Source organism: Pseudomonas sp. RGM2987 (genome assembly GCF_022952855.1).
GTDB lineage: Bacteria > Pseudomonadota > Gammaproteobacteria > Pseudomonadales > Pseudomonadaceae > Aquipseudomonas.
This window is the reverse complement of the sequence record NZ_JALJDX010000152.1, coordinates 1-15,304: the sequence shown is the minus strand read 5'-3', so window position 1 is coordinate 15,304 and position 15,304 is coordinate 1. Positions and strand designations below refer to the sequence as shown.

Genomic DNA, 15,304 nt, shown 5'->3' with positions numbered 1-15,304 from the left:
CGGTTGTTTGCGAATTTTTTGTTCACACAGTTACATTATGGGAGCGATCAATCATCCCGCGTCAGGACTTCAAGCAACTCGATTTCAAAGATCAGGTTGGCATTGGGCTTGATATGCGCGCCCATGGATCGCTCACCGTAGGCCAGGTGCGCCGGAACCCGCAGCTGGCGCTTACCGCCGACCCGCATGCCCATCAACCCGATGTCCCAACCCTTGATCACGCGACCGGTGCCGATCACGCACTGGAACGGTTTGCCGCGACTGTAGGACGAGTCGAATTCGGTACCGTCTTCAAGAGTGCCGCGATATTGAGTGGTGATCAGCGCACCTTTGACTACGCTTTTACCGTCGCCCTGTTCCAGGTCGATGATTTGCAGTTCTTCGTTCATGGGGCATTTCCGTGTGGTTCAGGCGCGGGGTTTTCGCAGAATTCGGGGCGGCTGGCAATCCTTTGCAGCAACGGGATCGATCCGCGCCGGGTTGCGACGCCACCCGCAAGACGGAACCGGCGCGAGCGTTTCGGTTCACATGGGTATAGTCCCCTGCCGTTCAGATAAGGATTTTCTGATGTTCGACTCTCGCCCGCTCCCAGGTTTCATCCCGCCTTATATCCTCAACCGAATCATCGCCCACGGCTCCGAACAACAGCGTTCCAGTGCACTGGGTACCCTGACCCACGTGCGCAACCTGCGGCACAATCCCGGCCCGCCCGACAACGTACCCGCCGCCGCGAAACTGCCCCAGCGGGGCAAGGCCGGGCATCCGCAACGCAGCGTGCATGATGCCCAGAACACCATGGAGCTGCCCGGCCAGCCAATACGCCTGGAAGGCCAGTCAGCCAGTGGCGACCCGGCCGTGGACGAAGCCTACGATGCCCTCGGCGCCACCTATGATTTTTTCTGGAAAGTCCTGGGACGCGACTCCATCGACAACAAGGGTTTGGCCCTGGTGGGCAGCGTGCACTATGGCCAGGGCTACGAGAACGCCTTCTGGAACGGCGCACAGATGGTGTTCGGCGACGGCGATGGGGAAATCTTCCAACGCTTCACCCGCTCCCTGGATGTGGTGGCCCACGAACTGGCCCATGGCGTGACCGAAAGCGAAGCCGGATTGGTCTACGCCAATCAGTCCGGGGCGTTGAACGAGTCCATCTCCGATGTATTCGGCGTGCTGGTCAAGCAATTCGTGCTCGAGCAGACCGCCGACCAGGCCGACTGGCTGATCGGCGCCGACCTGCTCACCGACAAGATCAACGGCGATGGCCTGCGCAGCATGGCCAACCCCGGCACGGCCTACGATGACCCGCTGCTGGGCAAGGACCCGCAACCTGCGCACATGCGCGAATTCGTCATCACTCGCGAAGACAACGGCGGCGTGCACATCAATTCCGGGATTCCCAACCGCGCCTTTTATCTGGCGGCCACCACGCTGGGCGGATTTGCCTGGGAAAAGGCCGGCCGGATCTGGTATGAAACCCTGTGCGACCGCAGACTGGCCAACGACGCATCCTTCAGTGATTTCGCCCGGCTGACCGTCGAGCACGCCCGCCATCGCTTTGGCACCCGGGAGGTGCAAGCGGTGCAAGGCGCCTGGAGCAAAGTGGGCGTCGACCTGACACAGGAGAGCTGATGAAAACCCTTCCAGACCTCGACGACAACGCCGTGGTACGGCTTTCACGCCAGGGCGGCGTAGCAGCCATCCACGCCCTGACCCGCCCCCGGGAAATCGAATTTGCCCAGTGCGACTTCACGCAACGCTCGCGGATCTGTTCGGTACTCGAAGGCTGCCTGCCGCTGGCATCGGCCCCCTCGGGCCGGGGCGACCAGCGCTTCTTCCGGATCGAAGTGCGCTACCGTGCCAACGACCAGGACGATGAAATGGTGCTGCAGGTGCCCGAGGACCAGGCACCCGGCGAGCTGGTTCATCTGTGGGACAAAGGCGAAGTGCTCTGAGACTCAGCGCGTGGCGGGGGTGATCTTGAGGATCCGGCCGGAGGCGATGACCACCATCACGTATTTGTCATTGATCTGCACCCATTGCGACCCCTCATCCGGTGCTTCGAGGCCCTTTTCCTTCCAGTTCTTGATGGCTTTGTCCGCGCGCTGATATTCGGCCGGCGTGCGGTCGGCCTCGACCAGCCGGCGACCGTTGTTGGGCGAATGCTCCACCGCATCGCCGGTGGTTTGAGCCGCTTGCGCCACAGGGCCGAGGACTACAAGGCCGGCCGTCAGGAACAGGCTGGCGATCAGGGTTGGTTTGCGCATGGGAAGACTCCAGTTATTCAAGGTACTGACTCTGGGACTTCGGCGGTGGCGAAACATTCCTTTTAGTGTCTCGGCAAGGCAATAGTGCCTTACTGAACCGACACACATCCCTGTGGCGAGGGGATTTATCCCCGTTGGGCTGCGAAGCAGCCCTAAATCCTGGCAACTCGGTGCATCAGACAGATTGCGTTGGATGTTATGGGGTCGCTGTGCGACCCAGCGGGGATAAATCCCCTCGCCACAAGGTGCATTGACCGTCTCAAGCCATCTCCACCCGATGAGCCTGGCGAATGTTGTGCAGGAACCCCTCCGCCGGCAGCGGATGTCCCAGCAGGTAGCCTTGCAGCGAATCGCAGCCCAACTGCGTCAGGAAGCTCTGCTGCACATTGGTCTCCACCCCTTCGGCGACGATCCGCAGGCCCAGTGCCTGGCCGAGGGCAACGATGGCCGAAACGATGGCCGCGTCATCGCTGTCATGCTCCAGGTCACGGACGAAGCCACGGTCGATCTTCAGCTCATTGGCCGGCAAGCGCTTGAGGTACATCAGGCTCGAATAGCCGGTGCCGAAGTCGTCGATGGACAGGTCCACGCCCATGTCCGACAACTGCTGCAATACGGTCATGCTCGCGTCGGCATCGCTCATGGCGGTGGTTTCGGTGATTTCCAGGGTCAGGCTGTTAGGCGGCAGATGATGGGTCTCCAACGCCCGGGCGACACTCTGCACCAACCCTGTGTGGCAGAACTGCAAGGCCGAGAGATTGACCGCAATGCGCCAGTCGGTGTAGCCGAGCACATACCACTCGCGCATCTGGCGGCAGGCCTCGTTCAACACCCATTCGCCGATAGGGATGATCAGGCCGGTCTTCTCCGCCAGGTCGATGAAAATGTCGGGCATCAGTAGGCCCTGGGTTGGATGAGTCCAGCGCAACAAGGCCTCGGCGCCCACCGGACGGCCGTTGGCGGCGTCGAACTTGGGCTGGTAATGCAGGCTGAACTGCCGCTGCTCGACAGCGATGCGCAAATCCTGCAGCAGTTGCAGTTGCTTACGGGCATTGTTGTTCATCGAGGCATCGAAGAATCGGTGGCCGTTCTTGCCCGCACCTTTGGCGTGATACATCGCCGCGTCCGCGTTCATCAGCAGCTCTTCGGCGCTCTGGCCGTTGCCCGGGAACAGCGAGATGCCGATGCTGGCGGAGATCTGCAAGTCGTGCTCGGCCACCCGGAACGTACGGGCGATCAGGCTGACCTGACGAGCAGCCAGTCGCAAGGCGTCGTCAGGCTCGGCCAGTTGCACCAGCAGCACGAATTCATCGCCGCCGATCCGTGCCAGGGTGTCCTGACTGCGCAGGTCTTCACGCAGGCGCAGGGCCACGTCGCGCAGCAACAGATCGCCCATGTGGTGACCAAAGGCATCGTTGACCGGCTTAAAGCCGTCCAGGTCGATGAACATCAACGCAAAGCAACCGCCCTGCTCCTGCACCCGGTGCATGGCCTGGTCGATGCGGTCAGCCAGCAGCACGCGGTTGGGCAAACCGGTGAGGGGGTCGTGCAGGGCCAGTTGGGTCAACTCCCGGTTGGCCAAGGTCAGGGATTGGGCCAGCTCGGCGGTACGGGCTTCCAGGCGTGCGTCGAGGATCGATGTCAGCAAGGCAATCGCCAGCACCGCCAGGGTGGTGATCAGCACGATGTTGTCCAGGCCCTTGCCGCTCAAGCCGTCCAGGGCGCCGCAGAAACTGCCGTCCCTGAACTGCGCCCCGGCCATCCCGGTGTAATGCATGCCGACAATCGCGATGCCCATGAGCACCGCAGCGCCGGCACGGGCCAGACGTACATGGGGGGTGTTTTGCCGCAGCCGAAAGGCGATCCACAGCGCCGCCGCGCTGGCCGCGACGGCAATCACCAGTGAGGCGCCGAACAGGGTCGGGTCATAATCGATGCCCGGCTGCATCTGCAACGCCGCCATGCCGGTGTAGTGCATGGCGCTGATACCGGCGCCCATGATCAACGCGCCGAAGGCCAACTGCCAGGCCGGCAATTGCGGCTGACTGACCAACCACAAGGCAAAACCGCAGGAAAGGATGGCGATCAGCAACGACAGTGCGGTGATGGAAATGTCGTAGCCCAACTCCACCGGCAAAGTGAACGCCAGCATGCCGATGAAGTGCATGGACCAGACCCCCACCCCCATCGCCAACGCGCCGCCGGCCATCCACCAATGCGCGGCCCGTCCCTGGGCCGTGGCGATACGTCCGGCCAGGTCCAGCGCCGTATAGGACGCTAGCACTGCAACGAACAGGGAAATGGAAACAAGGGCGGGTGAATAATTGCCGAGGAGCATGGAATTTTTCTCGTAACTGAAAAGCCGAACTGCTTCCATGCCCGGTTGAAGGCCGGCGATTGTACTGAATCGTGTCATGGACGCACGGGGTAAATGTCAAAAAGCCATCAACGCCGGAACATTTGCGACGAAAGACACTTTTCCATTCTTGTAGAAGCCACCGCGAGTGCCCATGGCACAACTCCCTTGGCGCGCCCAATCCCTTGTGGGAGCGGGCTTGCTCGCGAAAGCGGTGAGTCTGCGACCAGAGGTGTTGAATGTGCTGACGTCTTCGCGAGCAAGCCCGCTCCCACAGGGTTATCGGTGTTCAAAAGGTTACCGTCCGCCACAAGTCTCTGTGGGAGCGAGCCTGCTCGCGATAGCGGTGGGTCAGCCCATGAAGATCTCCACAGCCGCGACTGTTCGGCTACTATCTGGCGATCGTTTCCAGCAGGATTCCCCATGCCGGCTCCAATCACCGCCCTGGCTGACTAACCCGATGCCCTTGCTCACCCGCACCCACCCGCGCTTGTCCATCGCCACGGTCCTCGGCCTGACGGTCGGCGTCCTGGCTCCGGCAGATTCCATCCCCAGTAAATTCCTTATCGGCTGGAATGCCGGCGTCTGGAGCTATCTGTTGCTGATGTTCTGGCTGACCGTGCGGGCCAAGGCGCCTGATGTGAGGCGTATTGCCGAAGCCGAGGATGAAAATGCCGGGCTGGTGCTGCTGACGGTCTGCATCGCGGCGTTGGCCAGCCTGGCGACCATCACCCTGGAACTGGCCGGCAGTCGCGACCTGCACGCCACCGCCAGACTGCTGCATTACGGCTTCACGGCCATGACGGTGATCGGCTCATGGCTGCTGATCGGAGTGATCTTCAGCGTCCACTACGCAAGGCTGTATTACACCTGGAACGGCAAGGAACCGGCGCTGCGCTTTGCCGAAGGGCTGACCACCCCCAATTATTGGGATTTCCTGTATTTCTCTTTCACCATCGGGGTGGCGGTGCAGACCTCGGACGTGGGCGTCGCCACCCGCCAGTTGCGCAAGATTGTGCTGGCGCAATCGTTGATCGGCTTTGTGTTCAACACAGCGATCCTGGGGTTTTCGATCAATATTGCGGCGGGGTTGTTTGGGTGATGCGGGTGGAACCGCTTCGCGGCCCAGCGGGAGCAAGCTCCCTCGCCACAAGATCAAGAGCGGGTGGGTAGCCATAGCCGGAAGCGCGCGCCGCCCAGCGGCGAGATTTCGGCGGTCAGGGTGCCGCCCTGGGCTTCCAGGGCGCGGCGGCTGATTGCCAGGCCAAGGCCGAAGCCGCCGGTGGCGCGGTCGCGGCTGCGGTCCAGGCGGTAGAACGGCTCGAACACCCGCTCGCGTTCGGCGTCAGGAATCCCGATGCCGTCATCGTCCACCCAGATCGCGCAGCCCTGCTCGCTGACCAGCACCCCCACTTGGATCCGCTTTTCGCAATAGCGCATGGCGTTGCGCAACAGGTTCTGCAACGCTCGGGCAGTCAGGCGCGGGTCCAGCACGAAACGCTCCAGCGCGCCGTGCAGCAGCACGTCGATCACCACCTCCGGTGCCGCCAGATCCTCATCGACGCTGCCCAAAATGCTGTCGATGAACTCATCCAGCGCCACATCGACCCGCTCGGGCAATCGCTCAGGATTCTGCAAACGGCTGTAGGACAACAATTCCAGCACCAACTCATCCAGTTCACGGATGTGCGCGACCAGGCCTTGCAGGCGTTCCCGACTGGCCGGCGGCAGGTCATCGGACAGCGCCAGCGCCAGGCCGAAGTCCAGGCGGGTCAGCGGCGTGCGTAGCTCGTGGGACACGGCGTTGAGCAGATCCCGCTGCTGATTGAGCAGCTTCTCGATGTCCCCGGCCATGGTATCGAACACATGGGCCAGGCTGCCGATGTTCGAACTGGAGGCGATGTGCGTGCGCTCGCTCAAATGGCCCTTACCGAAGCGCTCGGCGGTACGCTTGAGCCGTTCCAGGTCGCGCCAGTGCGGCCGCAGCCACAATAGCAGGCAGGCCAGCATCGTCGCGCCGATCAGCACGTTGATGCTCCAGTACAGCCAGTTGACGTCCGTGGGGTCCGGCGGAACGATCATCTTGACCGCGGTCTGCCCGTCCAGCGGCGACACAGCCAGGGTTCGCCAGGCCCAATCGCCAAGGCGCACCACATTCTCACCCTGCTTGAGACGCGCCTGCTCGTTGGCCGTGAAGCCTTGATCATCGATGGGCGCCAGCTCGATGCGCAGCGGCTCGAAGTCCTTGTCCAACTGCGCCGCCAGCGCTGGCCACTGCTCGCTGGGCACGGCGTGGAACTGCTTGACCAGCAAGGTTTGCAGGCCCCGGGAATAATCGAGGTTGTAGGTCAGGAAGCGTTCCTGGAACAGGCGGATCACCAGCTCCGGCATCAGGTAGATCGCCGCGCTGTAGGAGACGATGGTGACCAGGTAGAGGCGAATCAGCAGCTTCCACATCGACTCAGCATTCCCACTCGGAACGACTGAACAGATAGCCCTTGCCCCACACCGTCTTGATCTTGCGCGCTTCGTCGGCGTTGTCGTCAAACTTGCGCCGCAACTTGGAAATCGCCACGTCCACCGAGCGGTCGGTGCCATTGAATTCGATGCCGCGCAGGCGTTGCAGGATCTGGTCGCGGCTCAGTACCTCGCCGGAATGGCGGGCCAGAACCACCAGCAGATTGTATTCGCCACTGGACAGGTCTACCGGTTGCCCACGCCAGGTCACGGTGCGCTCGCACAAGTCGATGCACAGGTTGCCAATCAGAATGCGGTCGCTCGCCGTCTGTGGCTCGGTGAGGCTGCTGCGGCGCAACAAGGTCCGCACCCGCGCCAGCAAGACACGAGGCTCGCACGGCTTGGTGACATAGTCGTCGGCGCCCATTTCCAGGCCGAGCACCTGGTCGTGGCTGTCGTCCCGGGCGGTGAGCATCAGGATCGGCAGCGTCGCCGAATCGGCCCGCAGCAAGCGGCAAACCTGCAAGCCGTCCAGCCCCGGCAGCATCAGGTCGAGGATGACCAGATCCGGCGGATCGACCCGGGCCCGCTCGCGCACCTGATCGCCACGGCTGAGCACACTGACCTGATAGCCGTTGCGCTCCAGGTAACTGGCAATCAGTTCGCAGAGGGCGGGGTCGTCTTCGACCAGGAGGATGTTGGGCATAGGTGTTTCCAGAAAGTGCTGTGGCGCCTGATGGACCGTCTTCGCGAGCAAGCCCGCTCCCACAGTTAACCGGTGGTCAATACAGAATCCATGTACACCGCAGATCAACTGTGGGAGCGGGCTTGCTCGCGAAGGCGTCAATACAGTCACCTGAGAATCCAGCTGCCAAGGATATACGCCCCCGCCCGCCCCCGAGCAAACCCCTTACACAATTTCACACACCCCCTACAAAGCTTTACCGCTGCCCTGGGCATTGCGGATCAACACGGTTCCTGTGGGAGCGAGCCTGCTCGCGATGAGGCCACCGAGCGGACATCGCCCCTCAGGCCCGCCGCTCGTGCAACAAGCCCTCGGCGCACGAGACGATCCGCTGGCAGGCATCCGCCAGTTTCAGTTGGTCGACCACCAACCCGATGCGAATATGCCCCGCCGCACTGGGCCCAAAAGCTTCACCGGCCAGTACCGACACGCCGTAGCCCACCAACAGGTGTTCGGCGAACGCCTGGGCGTCAAGGCCGGTCGGGCGCACGTCGACCATCACGAACATCCCGCCATCGGGCCGCACCGGTTCAAGGCCCGGACAATCGCCCAACGCGGCACATACCAGATCCCGGCGCTGGCGGTACTCTTCACGCATGTGCGCCACCTCGGGCAGATCCGTCTCCAGCGCCACCTGGGCTCCCCGCTGCACGAAGTCCGGCAGGCCGAACAGCATGCACAGCGACAGGTTTGCCAAGTGCCCGGCCAACGGTTCAGGGCCGATGACCCAGCCGATGCGCCAGCCGGTCATGGCATGAGACTTGGACAGGCTGTTGATGGTCGCGGTGCGCTCGGCCATGCCCGGCAGGCAGGCCGGGCTGATGTGCTCGCCTTCGTACAACAGGTCGCTGTAGACCTCGTCACTGATCAGCCACAGGTCATGTTCGATGCATAGCCGCGCCAGCGCTTGCCAGGTCGCCAACGGCAGGCTGGCGCCGGACGGATTGTTCGGGCTGTTGAGCAGCATTGCGCGGGTGCGCGGGGTGATCAGCCGCGCCACATCGGCCGGCTCGACCCGAAAACCGTTTTCCGGGCGCACCGCCACGGGCAGCACTTTCGCCCCACAGGCACCGAACACGGCTTCGTAGGTGACATACATCGGCTCGGCGACAATCACTTCGTCGCCGGGATTGAGCAGGCATTGCGCGACCGCAAACACCGCACACTGCGCCCCGGGCAGCACAATGACATGCTCGGCGCCCACCGCCTGGCCGCACCGCCGACGATGGCGCCCGGCAATGCTCGTGCGCAAGGAGTGCAGGCCTCGGATATCCGAATAATGGGTGTCGCCGGCCCGCAAACTGCCCACCGCCGCATCGACGATGGCCCGGGGCGTGTCGAAATCCGGGTCGCCCACCGACAACAGCAATACGTCAATGCCCCGTTCGCGCATGGCCAGCGCCCGGTCGTGAATCTGCCAGGCGGCAGCGCCATCGCCGGTGATGCGTTGGGTCAAGGCTGAAAAGCGCATGTACGTCTCCTGATTGCGCGGGGTCCAGCCTCAACCCTATCTCAAATCACAAACCGCGCCACCATCGCATTCAAACCCACCGCCAGGCGCGACAGTTCATGGGTGGCGTCGCTGGTTTGCTGCGCACCTGACGCCGATTGAGTCGCGAGATCGCGGATGTTGACCAGGTTGCGGTCCACTTCACGGGAGACCTGGGCCTGTTCCTCCGAAGCGCTGGCGATCACCAGGTTGCGTTCGTTGATCTGGTGGATCGACTGAGTGATCTGCTCCAGCGCCACGCCGGCGGCGCGGGCCAGTTCCAGGGTGCTCTGGGTGCGCTGGTTGCTTTGCTGCATCGACTGCACGGCCTCGCCGGTGCCGTTCTGGATGCCGGCGACCATTTTTTCGATTTCCTGGGTCGACTGCGCCGTGCAATGGGCCAGGGCCCGGACCTCATCAGCCACCACCGCGAAACCACGTCCGGCCTCCCCGGCGCGGGCGGCTTCGATGGCGGCGTTGAGCGCCAGCAGATTGGTTTGTTCGGCAATGGCACGGATCACATCCAGCACTTTGCCGATGTCACGCCCCTGGACTGCCAAGCCTTCGATCATCGAAGCGGTGGTTTGTACGTCATGGGTCATGGTCTGGATCGCGTCGACGGTTTCCACCACGCGGGTGCGGCCTTCTCGCGCCGCCTGGGTCGACTGGTTCGAGGCCTCGGACGTGGACACCGCGTTGCGGGCCACCTCTTCCACCGCAGCGGTCATTTCGTTGACGGCGGTGGCGGCCTGTTCGATTTCGTTGTGCTGCTGTTGCAGGCCGCGGGAGGATTCCTGGGTCACCGCGCTCAGCTCTTCGGCCGCCGCCCCCAATTGGGTGGCGGAGCCGGCAATCTGCTCGATGGTCTTGCGCAGGCTGGCTTGCATATCGGCCAGGGCCTTGAGCAAGCGGCCGGGTTCGTCCTTGCCGTCATCCGTGATGACCTGGACCAGGTTCCCGCCGGCAATCGTGCGCGCGGCCTCCAGTGCGCGGTTGAGGGGGGTGACGATGCTGCGGGTCAGCAGCAAGGCCAAGACCACCGTCGCCAGCGCGGCAATGACCGAGACGATGACAATGCCAGTGATGGCGCTGTTGTAGTGTTCACCGGCGTTGGCCGACGCCGCACCGGCGCTGGCCACACTCATCGCGATGAGCTTGTTGAGCTGCTCGCCCATCAGGTCGGTGCCTTCCTTGATCTTGGTGTTGATGTGGGCGCGCAGCTCGTCGACCTTGTTCTGGCGCGACAGGTCGAGCATGTCCTTCTGGGCCAGCAGGTATTTTTCCAGGGTCGCGGAAAAGGTTTTGTACAGTTCGGCCTCCTGCGCGGTGGTCGGCAGCGCGGCGTAGCTGCTGTTGGCCTTGTTCAATTTTTCCGTGAGCACGCCGATGCGCGTTTCGGCTTCGCTAAGGCTGGCCGGGTCGCGGTTGACCAGGATCCGGAACGAGAGGATGCGCATGCGCAGCACGTTTTCCAGCACATTGGCGAGGTAGCCGATGCTGGGCACCTGGGACTGTTCCATGTCCACCGAGGCTTGGCGGATGACCGACATGCGATTGGCGGCGAACACGCCCAGGAGGATGACCAGCAGAGCGATGACGGTGAAGCCGAGAAAGGCTCGGGGCGCGATATTCAGACTACGTAAGGACATGGGAGACCTCGGATGTTGGGGTCGAGCGTCCATGCCGGGAGGCGCAGAATTGGAATATTTTTTAGTGCGCTTAACCCGTTATCGGCTGGGCGTTAGGGTTTTTGCAGGAGTTTGTAAAAATATATTTCAAAAACTTTTTGTGGCGAGGGAGCTTGCTCCCGCTGGACTGCGCAGCAGTCCCATCTTGCGGCCGCTGCGCAACCGAGCGGGAGCAAGCTCCCTCGCCACAGGGGTTGTGTCCGACTCGCTATCGAGCGGCGATCCGCCACAGCCGGGCAATGTCCTGGGCGCGCTCGGCCAGCAGGCGTGGGGCCTCGGCGCAGGCTTCTTGCAGGGTCATTGGCCCGTTGACCAAGGCGAAGGCCGCGTCGATGCCGTGTTCATACAGCGCGGTATAGCCTTCCCCCAGCGTGCCGGCGATGACCACCACCGGTACGCCCCGCTCGCGGGCGATGCGGGCCACGCCAAAGGGGGTCTTGCCGCGCAGGGTCTGGGCGTCGAAACGGCCTTCGCCGGTGATCACCAGGTCGGCGCCGTTGATCGCTTCGGCCAGCCCGGTCAGTTGCGCAACCACGTCCACACCGGTGCGAAACTGTGCACCCAGGAAGGCCTTGGCCGCGAACCCCAGGCCACCGGCGGCGCCGCTGCCCGGTTCGTCGCGGACATCCTTGTTCAACGCCTGGGCACAACGCTCGGCAAAGTGGCCCAAGGCCTGGTCCAGTTGCTGCACCTGTTCGGCCGAAGCACCTTTTTGCGGACCGAAGACCGCGGAGGCGCCGTGGGGCCCGCACAGCGGGTTATCGACATCGGCGGCGATCTCGAAACTGACCTGGGCCAGGCGCCGGTCCAGCGCGCTCAGGTCAATACGCGACAGTCTCGCCAGGGCCAGGCCGCCCGGTGGCAGGGGGTTTTCGTGCTCATCGAGCAACACCACGCCCAGCGCCTGCATCGCACCGGCGCCACCGTCGTTGGTGGCACTGCCACCGATCGCCAGGATCACCCGCCCGGCGCCTTCGTCCAGCGCGGCGCGAATCAACTCGCCAGTGCCGTAGGTGCTGCTGATGCAGGCGTCCCGTTGCCCCGGCGGCACCAATTGCAAACCGCTGGCCTCGGCCATTTCGATGATCGCCGTGCGGCTCTCGGACAACCAGCCCCAGCGCGCCTCGACGGCGACACCCAGCGGGCCCTGGACCCGGTTGCGCCGCCATTGGCCATTGCAGGCAGCCAGCACCGATTCCACCGTCCCTTCGCCGCCGTCGGCCATCGGGCACTTGATCAACCGGGCATCCGGCCAGACCTGGGCCAGCCCCCGAGCAATGGCATCGGCCACGCCCTGGGCGCTGAGGCTGTCCTTGAACGAGTCGGGGGCGATGATGATTTTCATTTTATTCTCCGGTTCCGATGCACAGCATGCTGCCAGCTGACCACGGCCGTGACCCCGGTCTGCCGCACAAAAGACTGGGGGGATTATTGTTCAATTTTACAAAGGGTGGGTTTGCTTGGGGATTGGTGTTGGATGGGAGGGCCTCTTCGCGAGCAAGCCCGCTCCCACAGTTAAGCAGCGGTGGATACAAAATTCATGTACACCACAGAACAACTGTGGGAGCGGGCTTGCTCGCGAAGGCGGCGGCACAGACAACACAATTTCTCAGCACCACCGCCATCGCGAGCAGGCTCGCTCCCACAGGGTTATAGCAGTGTGCTTTCGGTCTGCGGCAACAATTGCACCCCCAGGTACAACGCCAGCATCCCGTCCAGCCGCAACGGGTCGACGCCGCTGAGCTCGGCGATGCGCTCCATCCGGTAGCGCAGGCTGTTACGGTGGATGCCCAGGGCTTCGGCACAGGCCTGGCTCTGGCCGTCGTGGTCGCACCAGCAGCGCAGCGTCGCGAGCAACTGGCCGTTGCTGTCCTTGGCGATGACCTTGCGCAACGGTGTCAGCAACTCGTCGAGGGCATCGTCGCTGCGATGGCGCCAGAGCATCACCGGCAAGCGATAACGGCTGAGGGCCAGCAATCGTGACTGCGGCAGCACGTCCCGTCCGTAGGCCAGCAGGTCGGCCACCCGCCGATAGCACCGCCGCAGCCCCGCCAGCCCCTCGGCCTGTCCACCTATTGCTACTCGCAGAATGCTCCAGCCCAACCCGTCGAGCTTGCCCAGCAGCCGCTCGTTTTCCACCGAAGCGCTGACCGGCCGGCACCAGAGCAACGAGGATTTCGACGAAGTCAGGCACCAACTGTCCGGGTAGCGGGACATCAGCCAGGCGCTCAAGGTCTCGACGGTCTGCCCTGGTCCGTGTTCCAGGCCGAGCTCGAACAGGTACGGCACCCGCGACAATTGTGGCTTGAGCCCCATCTGCTGCGCTTCGTCCAACAGCCGTGGCGAATCACCGGCATCGCCCAGCAGCAAAGCCAGCAAATCATCGCAGCGCTGGCGGCGCCATTGCTGCTCGGCCTGTTGGTTGCGCTGGGCCAGCAGCATTTCGGCGGTCATGCGCACCAGTTCGGCATAGGTGCGCAACTGTTCGGGCTGGCCGGTGATGCCCAGCACGCCGATCAACCGCTGGTCGAGCATCAGCGGCAGGTTGATCCCCGGCTGCACGCCCTTGAGGTGCTGCGCCGTGTGTTCGTCGATTTCCACCACCCGACCGTTGGCCAGCACCAGTTGCGCGCCCTCATGCCGGGTGTTGACCCGCTCACGCTCGCCGCTGCCGAGGATCAGTCCCTGGTTGTCCATGACGTTGACGTTGAACGGCAGGATCGCCATCGCCCGGTCGACGATGTCCTGCGCCAGGTCGTGATCGAGTTCGAACATCAGCGGGTTCCTTGCAGCGGCGTGGATTGTTATTTTCGAGTGTCATGCCTGAACGTTGGTCAGACGCACAGGGTCTTCAACCAAACCCTGTGCTCAGGCACAAAGACACGGGGCCTTGGGCTGGCCGAGACTCAAGGGGCGGTCAACGTTACCCCCTGGCTCGCAAAAATCATAATAAAGAGAGACCCGCCATGTCCCAGAGCGCAACAGCCCTCCTGGCTACCCCCGACGAAAAAAACAGCGTCTACAAACGCATCACCTTGCGTTTGATCCCCTTCATCTTCATCTGCTACCTGTTCAACTATCTTGACCGGGTCAATGTTGGCTTCGCCAAGTTGCAGATGCTCGATGCGCTGAAGTTCAGCGAAACCGTGTACGGCCTGGGCGCCGGGATCTTTTTCATCGGCTACGTGCTGTGCGGCGTACCCAGCAACCTGGCCCTGAGCAAGTTCGGTCCACGGCGCTGGATCGCGCTGATGATGATCACCTGGGGCACGCTGTCGACCTGCCTGCTGTTCGTCACCACGCCCACCGGGTTCTACACCCTGCGGCTGCTCACCGGCGCGGCCGAAGCCGGGTTCTTCCCGGGCGTGGTGTTGTACCTCTCGCAATGGTTCCCGACCTTCCGCCGGGGCCGGATCATGGCGCTGTTCATGTCGGCCATCCCGGTGTCGGGCCTGTTGGGCAGTCCGTTTTCCGGCTGGATCCTCAACCACTTCGGCGCGGGCCAGGGCGGCCTGGCGGGCTGGCAATGGATGTTCCTGCTGCAAGGCGTACCAACGATGATCCTCGGAGCGCTGGCGTTTTTCCTGCTCAGTGACACTTTCGCCAACGCCAAGTGGCTGACCGACCACGAACGCGCCGTGCTCAGCGCCGACCATGCCGAGGACCTGGCGAACAAACCGAAAACCAGCAGCGATTCCTTGCTCGCCGTGTTCAAGAACCCGGCGATCTGGGCGTTTGGCCTGGTGTATTTCTGCATCCAGAGCGGCGTCTACGCGATCAACTTCTGGCTGCCGTCGATCATCAAGAGCCTGGGCTTCGGCGATAACCTGGTGATCGGCTGGCTAAGCGCGATCCCGTACCTGCTGGCCGCGCTGTTCATGTTGCTGGTGGGCCGCTCGGCGGACCTGCGCAAGGAGCGACGCTGGCACCTGGTGGTGCCGATGTTGATGGGCGCGGCGGGTCTGTTGATCGCGGTGAATTTCGCCAGCACGCCGACGGTGGCGATCATCGGCCTCTCCATCGCCACCATGGGCGCCCTCACCGGCCTGCCGATGTTCTGGCCGGTGCCCACTGCCCTACTCAGCGCCGGTGCCGCGGCCGGCGGATTGGCGTTGATCAACTCCATGGGCCAGATGGCCGGCTTCCTCAGCCCGTACTTGGTGGGCTGGGTCAAGGACTCCACTGGCTCGACTGACGCAGCGCTGTACGTATTGGCCGGGGTGATCGTGGCCGGCAGCCTGCTGGCGTTGCGCGTGACGCGTACGCTAAGGACTTGATGTGTCGCACTGTGGGAGCGGGGGGGTG

General features: G+C 63.3%; 13 protein-coding genes. 4 read left to right on the top strand and 9 right to left on the bottom strand.

Annotation, left to right across the window (positions count from 1 at the left end; genetic code table 11):
- Window positions 1-47 precede the first annotated feature (47 nt).
- Window positions 48-389 carry an FKBP-type peptidyl-prolyl cis-trans isomerase gene (locus RGM2987_RS06175; protein WP_245139229.1) on the bottom strand — a complete coding sequence of 114 codons (342 nt, stop codon included), beginning with the start codon at window positions 387-389 and terminating at the stop codon, window positions 48-50.
- A gap of 178 nt (window positions 390-567) precedes the next feature.
- Here RGM2987_RS06175 and RGM2987_RS06170 point away from each other — a divergent pair, with 178 nt between their 5' ends.
- The gene (locus tag RGM2987_RS06170) at window positions 568-1,629 is read left to right on the top strand and encodes a M4 family metallopeptidase (protein ID WP_245139228.1); all 1,062 of its coding nucleotides are present in this window, start codon (window positions 568-570) and stop codon (window positions 1,627-1,629) included.
- Window positions 1,629-1,952, top strand: a complete 324-nt coding sequence (locus RGM2987_RS06165) for a protealysin inhibitor emfourin (RefSeq protein WP_245139227.1) — start codon at window positions 1,629-1,631, stop codon at window positions 1,950-1,952. The genes RGM2987_RS06170 and RGM2987_RS06165 overlap by 1 nt, the downstream gene beginning before the upstream one ends.
- Before the next feature lie 3 nt (window positions 1,953-1,955).
- Here the strand turns inward: RGM2987_RS06165 and RGM2987_RS06160 are convergent, their stop codons facing one another.
- Both RGM2987_RS06160 and RGM2987_RS06155 read right to left on the bottom strand, forming a co-directional pair.
- Window positions 1,956-2,264, bottom strand: coding sequence for an RcnB family protein (locus tag RGM2987_RS06160; RefSeq protein WP_245139226.1), 309 nt, complete (start codon window positions 2,262-2,264; stop codon window positions 1,956-1,958).
- A 259-nt stretch (window positions 2,265-2,523) separates the two neighbouring features.
- Window positions 2,524-4,602 (bottom strand): EAL domain-containing protein, encoded by a 2,079-nt coding sequence (locus tag RGM2987_RS06155; RefSeq protein ID WP_245139225.1) that lies wholly within the window; start codon window positions 4,600-4,602, stop codon window positions 2,524-2,526.
- 478 nt (window positions 4,603-5,080) lie between these two features.
- Between RGM2987_RS06155 and RGM2987_RS06150 the strand changes: the two genes are divergently transcribed.
- Window positions 5,081-5,722: a DUF1345 domain-containing protein gene (locus RGM2987_RS06150; protein WP_245139224.1), complete on the top strand. Its 642-nt coding sequence runs from the start codon at window positions 5,081-5,083 to the stop codon at window positions 5,720-5,722.
- Between the two features lie 53 nt (window positions 5,723-5,775).
- On the opposite strand, the gene RGM2987_RS06145 is transcribed toward RGM2987_RS06150, so the two are convergent.
- From RGM2987_RS06145 to RGM2987_RS06120, 6 genes are all read right to left on the bottom strand, one after another.
- Window positions 5,776-7,077: an ATP-binding protein gene (locus RGM2987_RS06145; RefSeq protein ID WP_245139223.1), complete on the bottom strand. Its 1,302-nt coding sequence runs from the start codon at window positions 7,075-7,077 to the stop codon at window positions 5,776-5,778.
- Window positions 7,078-7,081: 4 nt separating this feature from the next.
- The gene (locus tag RGM2987_RS06140; RefSeq protein WP_245139222.1) at window positions 7,082-7,783 is read right to left on the bottom strand and encodes a response regulator transcription factor; all 702 of its coding nucleotides are present in this window, start codon (window positions 7,781-7,783) and stop codon (window positions 7,082-7,084) included.
- Between the two features lie 322 nt (window positions 7,784-8,105).
- Window positions 8,106-9,293 (bottom strand): aminotransferase class I/II-fold pyridoxal phosphate-dependent enzyme, encoded by a 1,188-nt coding sequence (locus RGM2987_RS06135; RefSeq protein ID WP_245139221.1) that lies wholly within the window; start codon window positions 9,291-9,293, stop codon window positions 8,106-8,108.
- 41 nt (window positions 9,294-9,334) lie between these two features.
- Window positions 9,335-10,960, bottom strand: a complete 1,626-nt coding sequence (locus RGM2987_RS06130) for a methyl-accepting chemotaxis protein (protein WP_245139220.1) — start codon at window positions 10,958-10,960, stop codon at window positions 9,335-9,337.
- Between the two features lie 247 nt (window positions 10,961-11,207).
- Window positions 11,208-12,344 carry a glycerate kinase gene (locus tag RGM2987_RS06125; RefSeq protein WP_245139219.1) on the bottom strand — a complete coding sequence of 379 codons (1,137 nt, stop codon included), beginning with the start codon at window positions 12,342-12,344 and terminating at the stop codon, window positions 11,208-11,210.
- Between the two features lie 305 nt (window positions 12,345-12,649).
- On the bottom strand, window positions 12,650-13,774 hold the full coding sequence (locus RGM2987_RS06120) for a sugar diacid recognition domain-containing protein (protein WP_245139218.1): 1,125 nt from the start codon (window positions 13,772-13,774) through the stop codon (window positions 12,650-12,652).
- A gap of 191 nt (window positions 13,775-13,965) precedes the next feature.
- Here RGM2987_RS06120 and RGM2987_RS06115 point away from each other — a divergent pair, with 191 nt between their 5' ends.
- Window positions 13,966-15,276 carry an MFS transporter gene (locus RGM2987_RS06115; protein ID WP_245139217.1) on the top strand — a complete coding sequence of 437 codons (1,311 nt, stop codon included), beginning with the start codon at window positions 13,966-13,968 and terminating at the stop codon, window positions 15,274-15,276.
- Window positions 15,277-15,304: the final 28 nt, after the last annotated feature.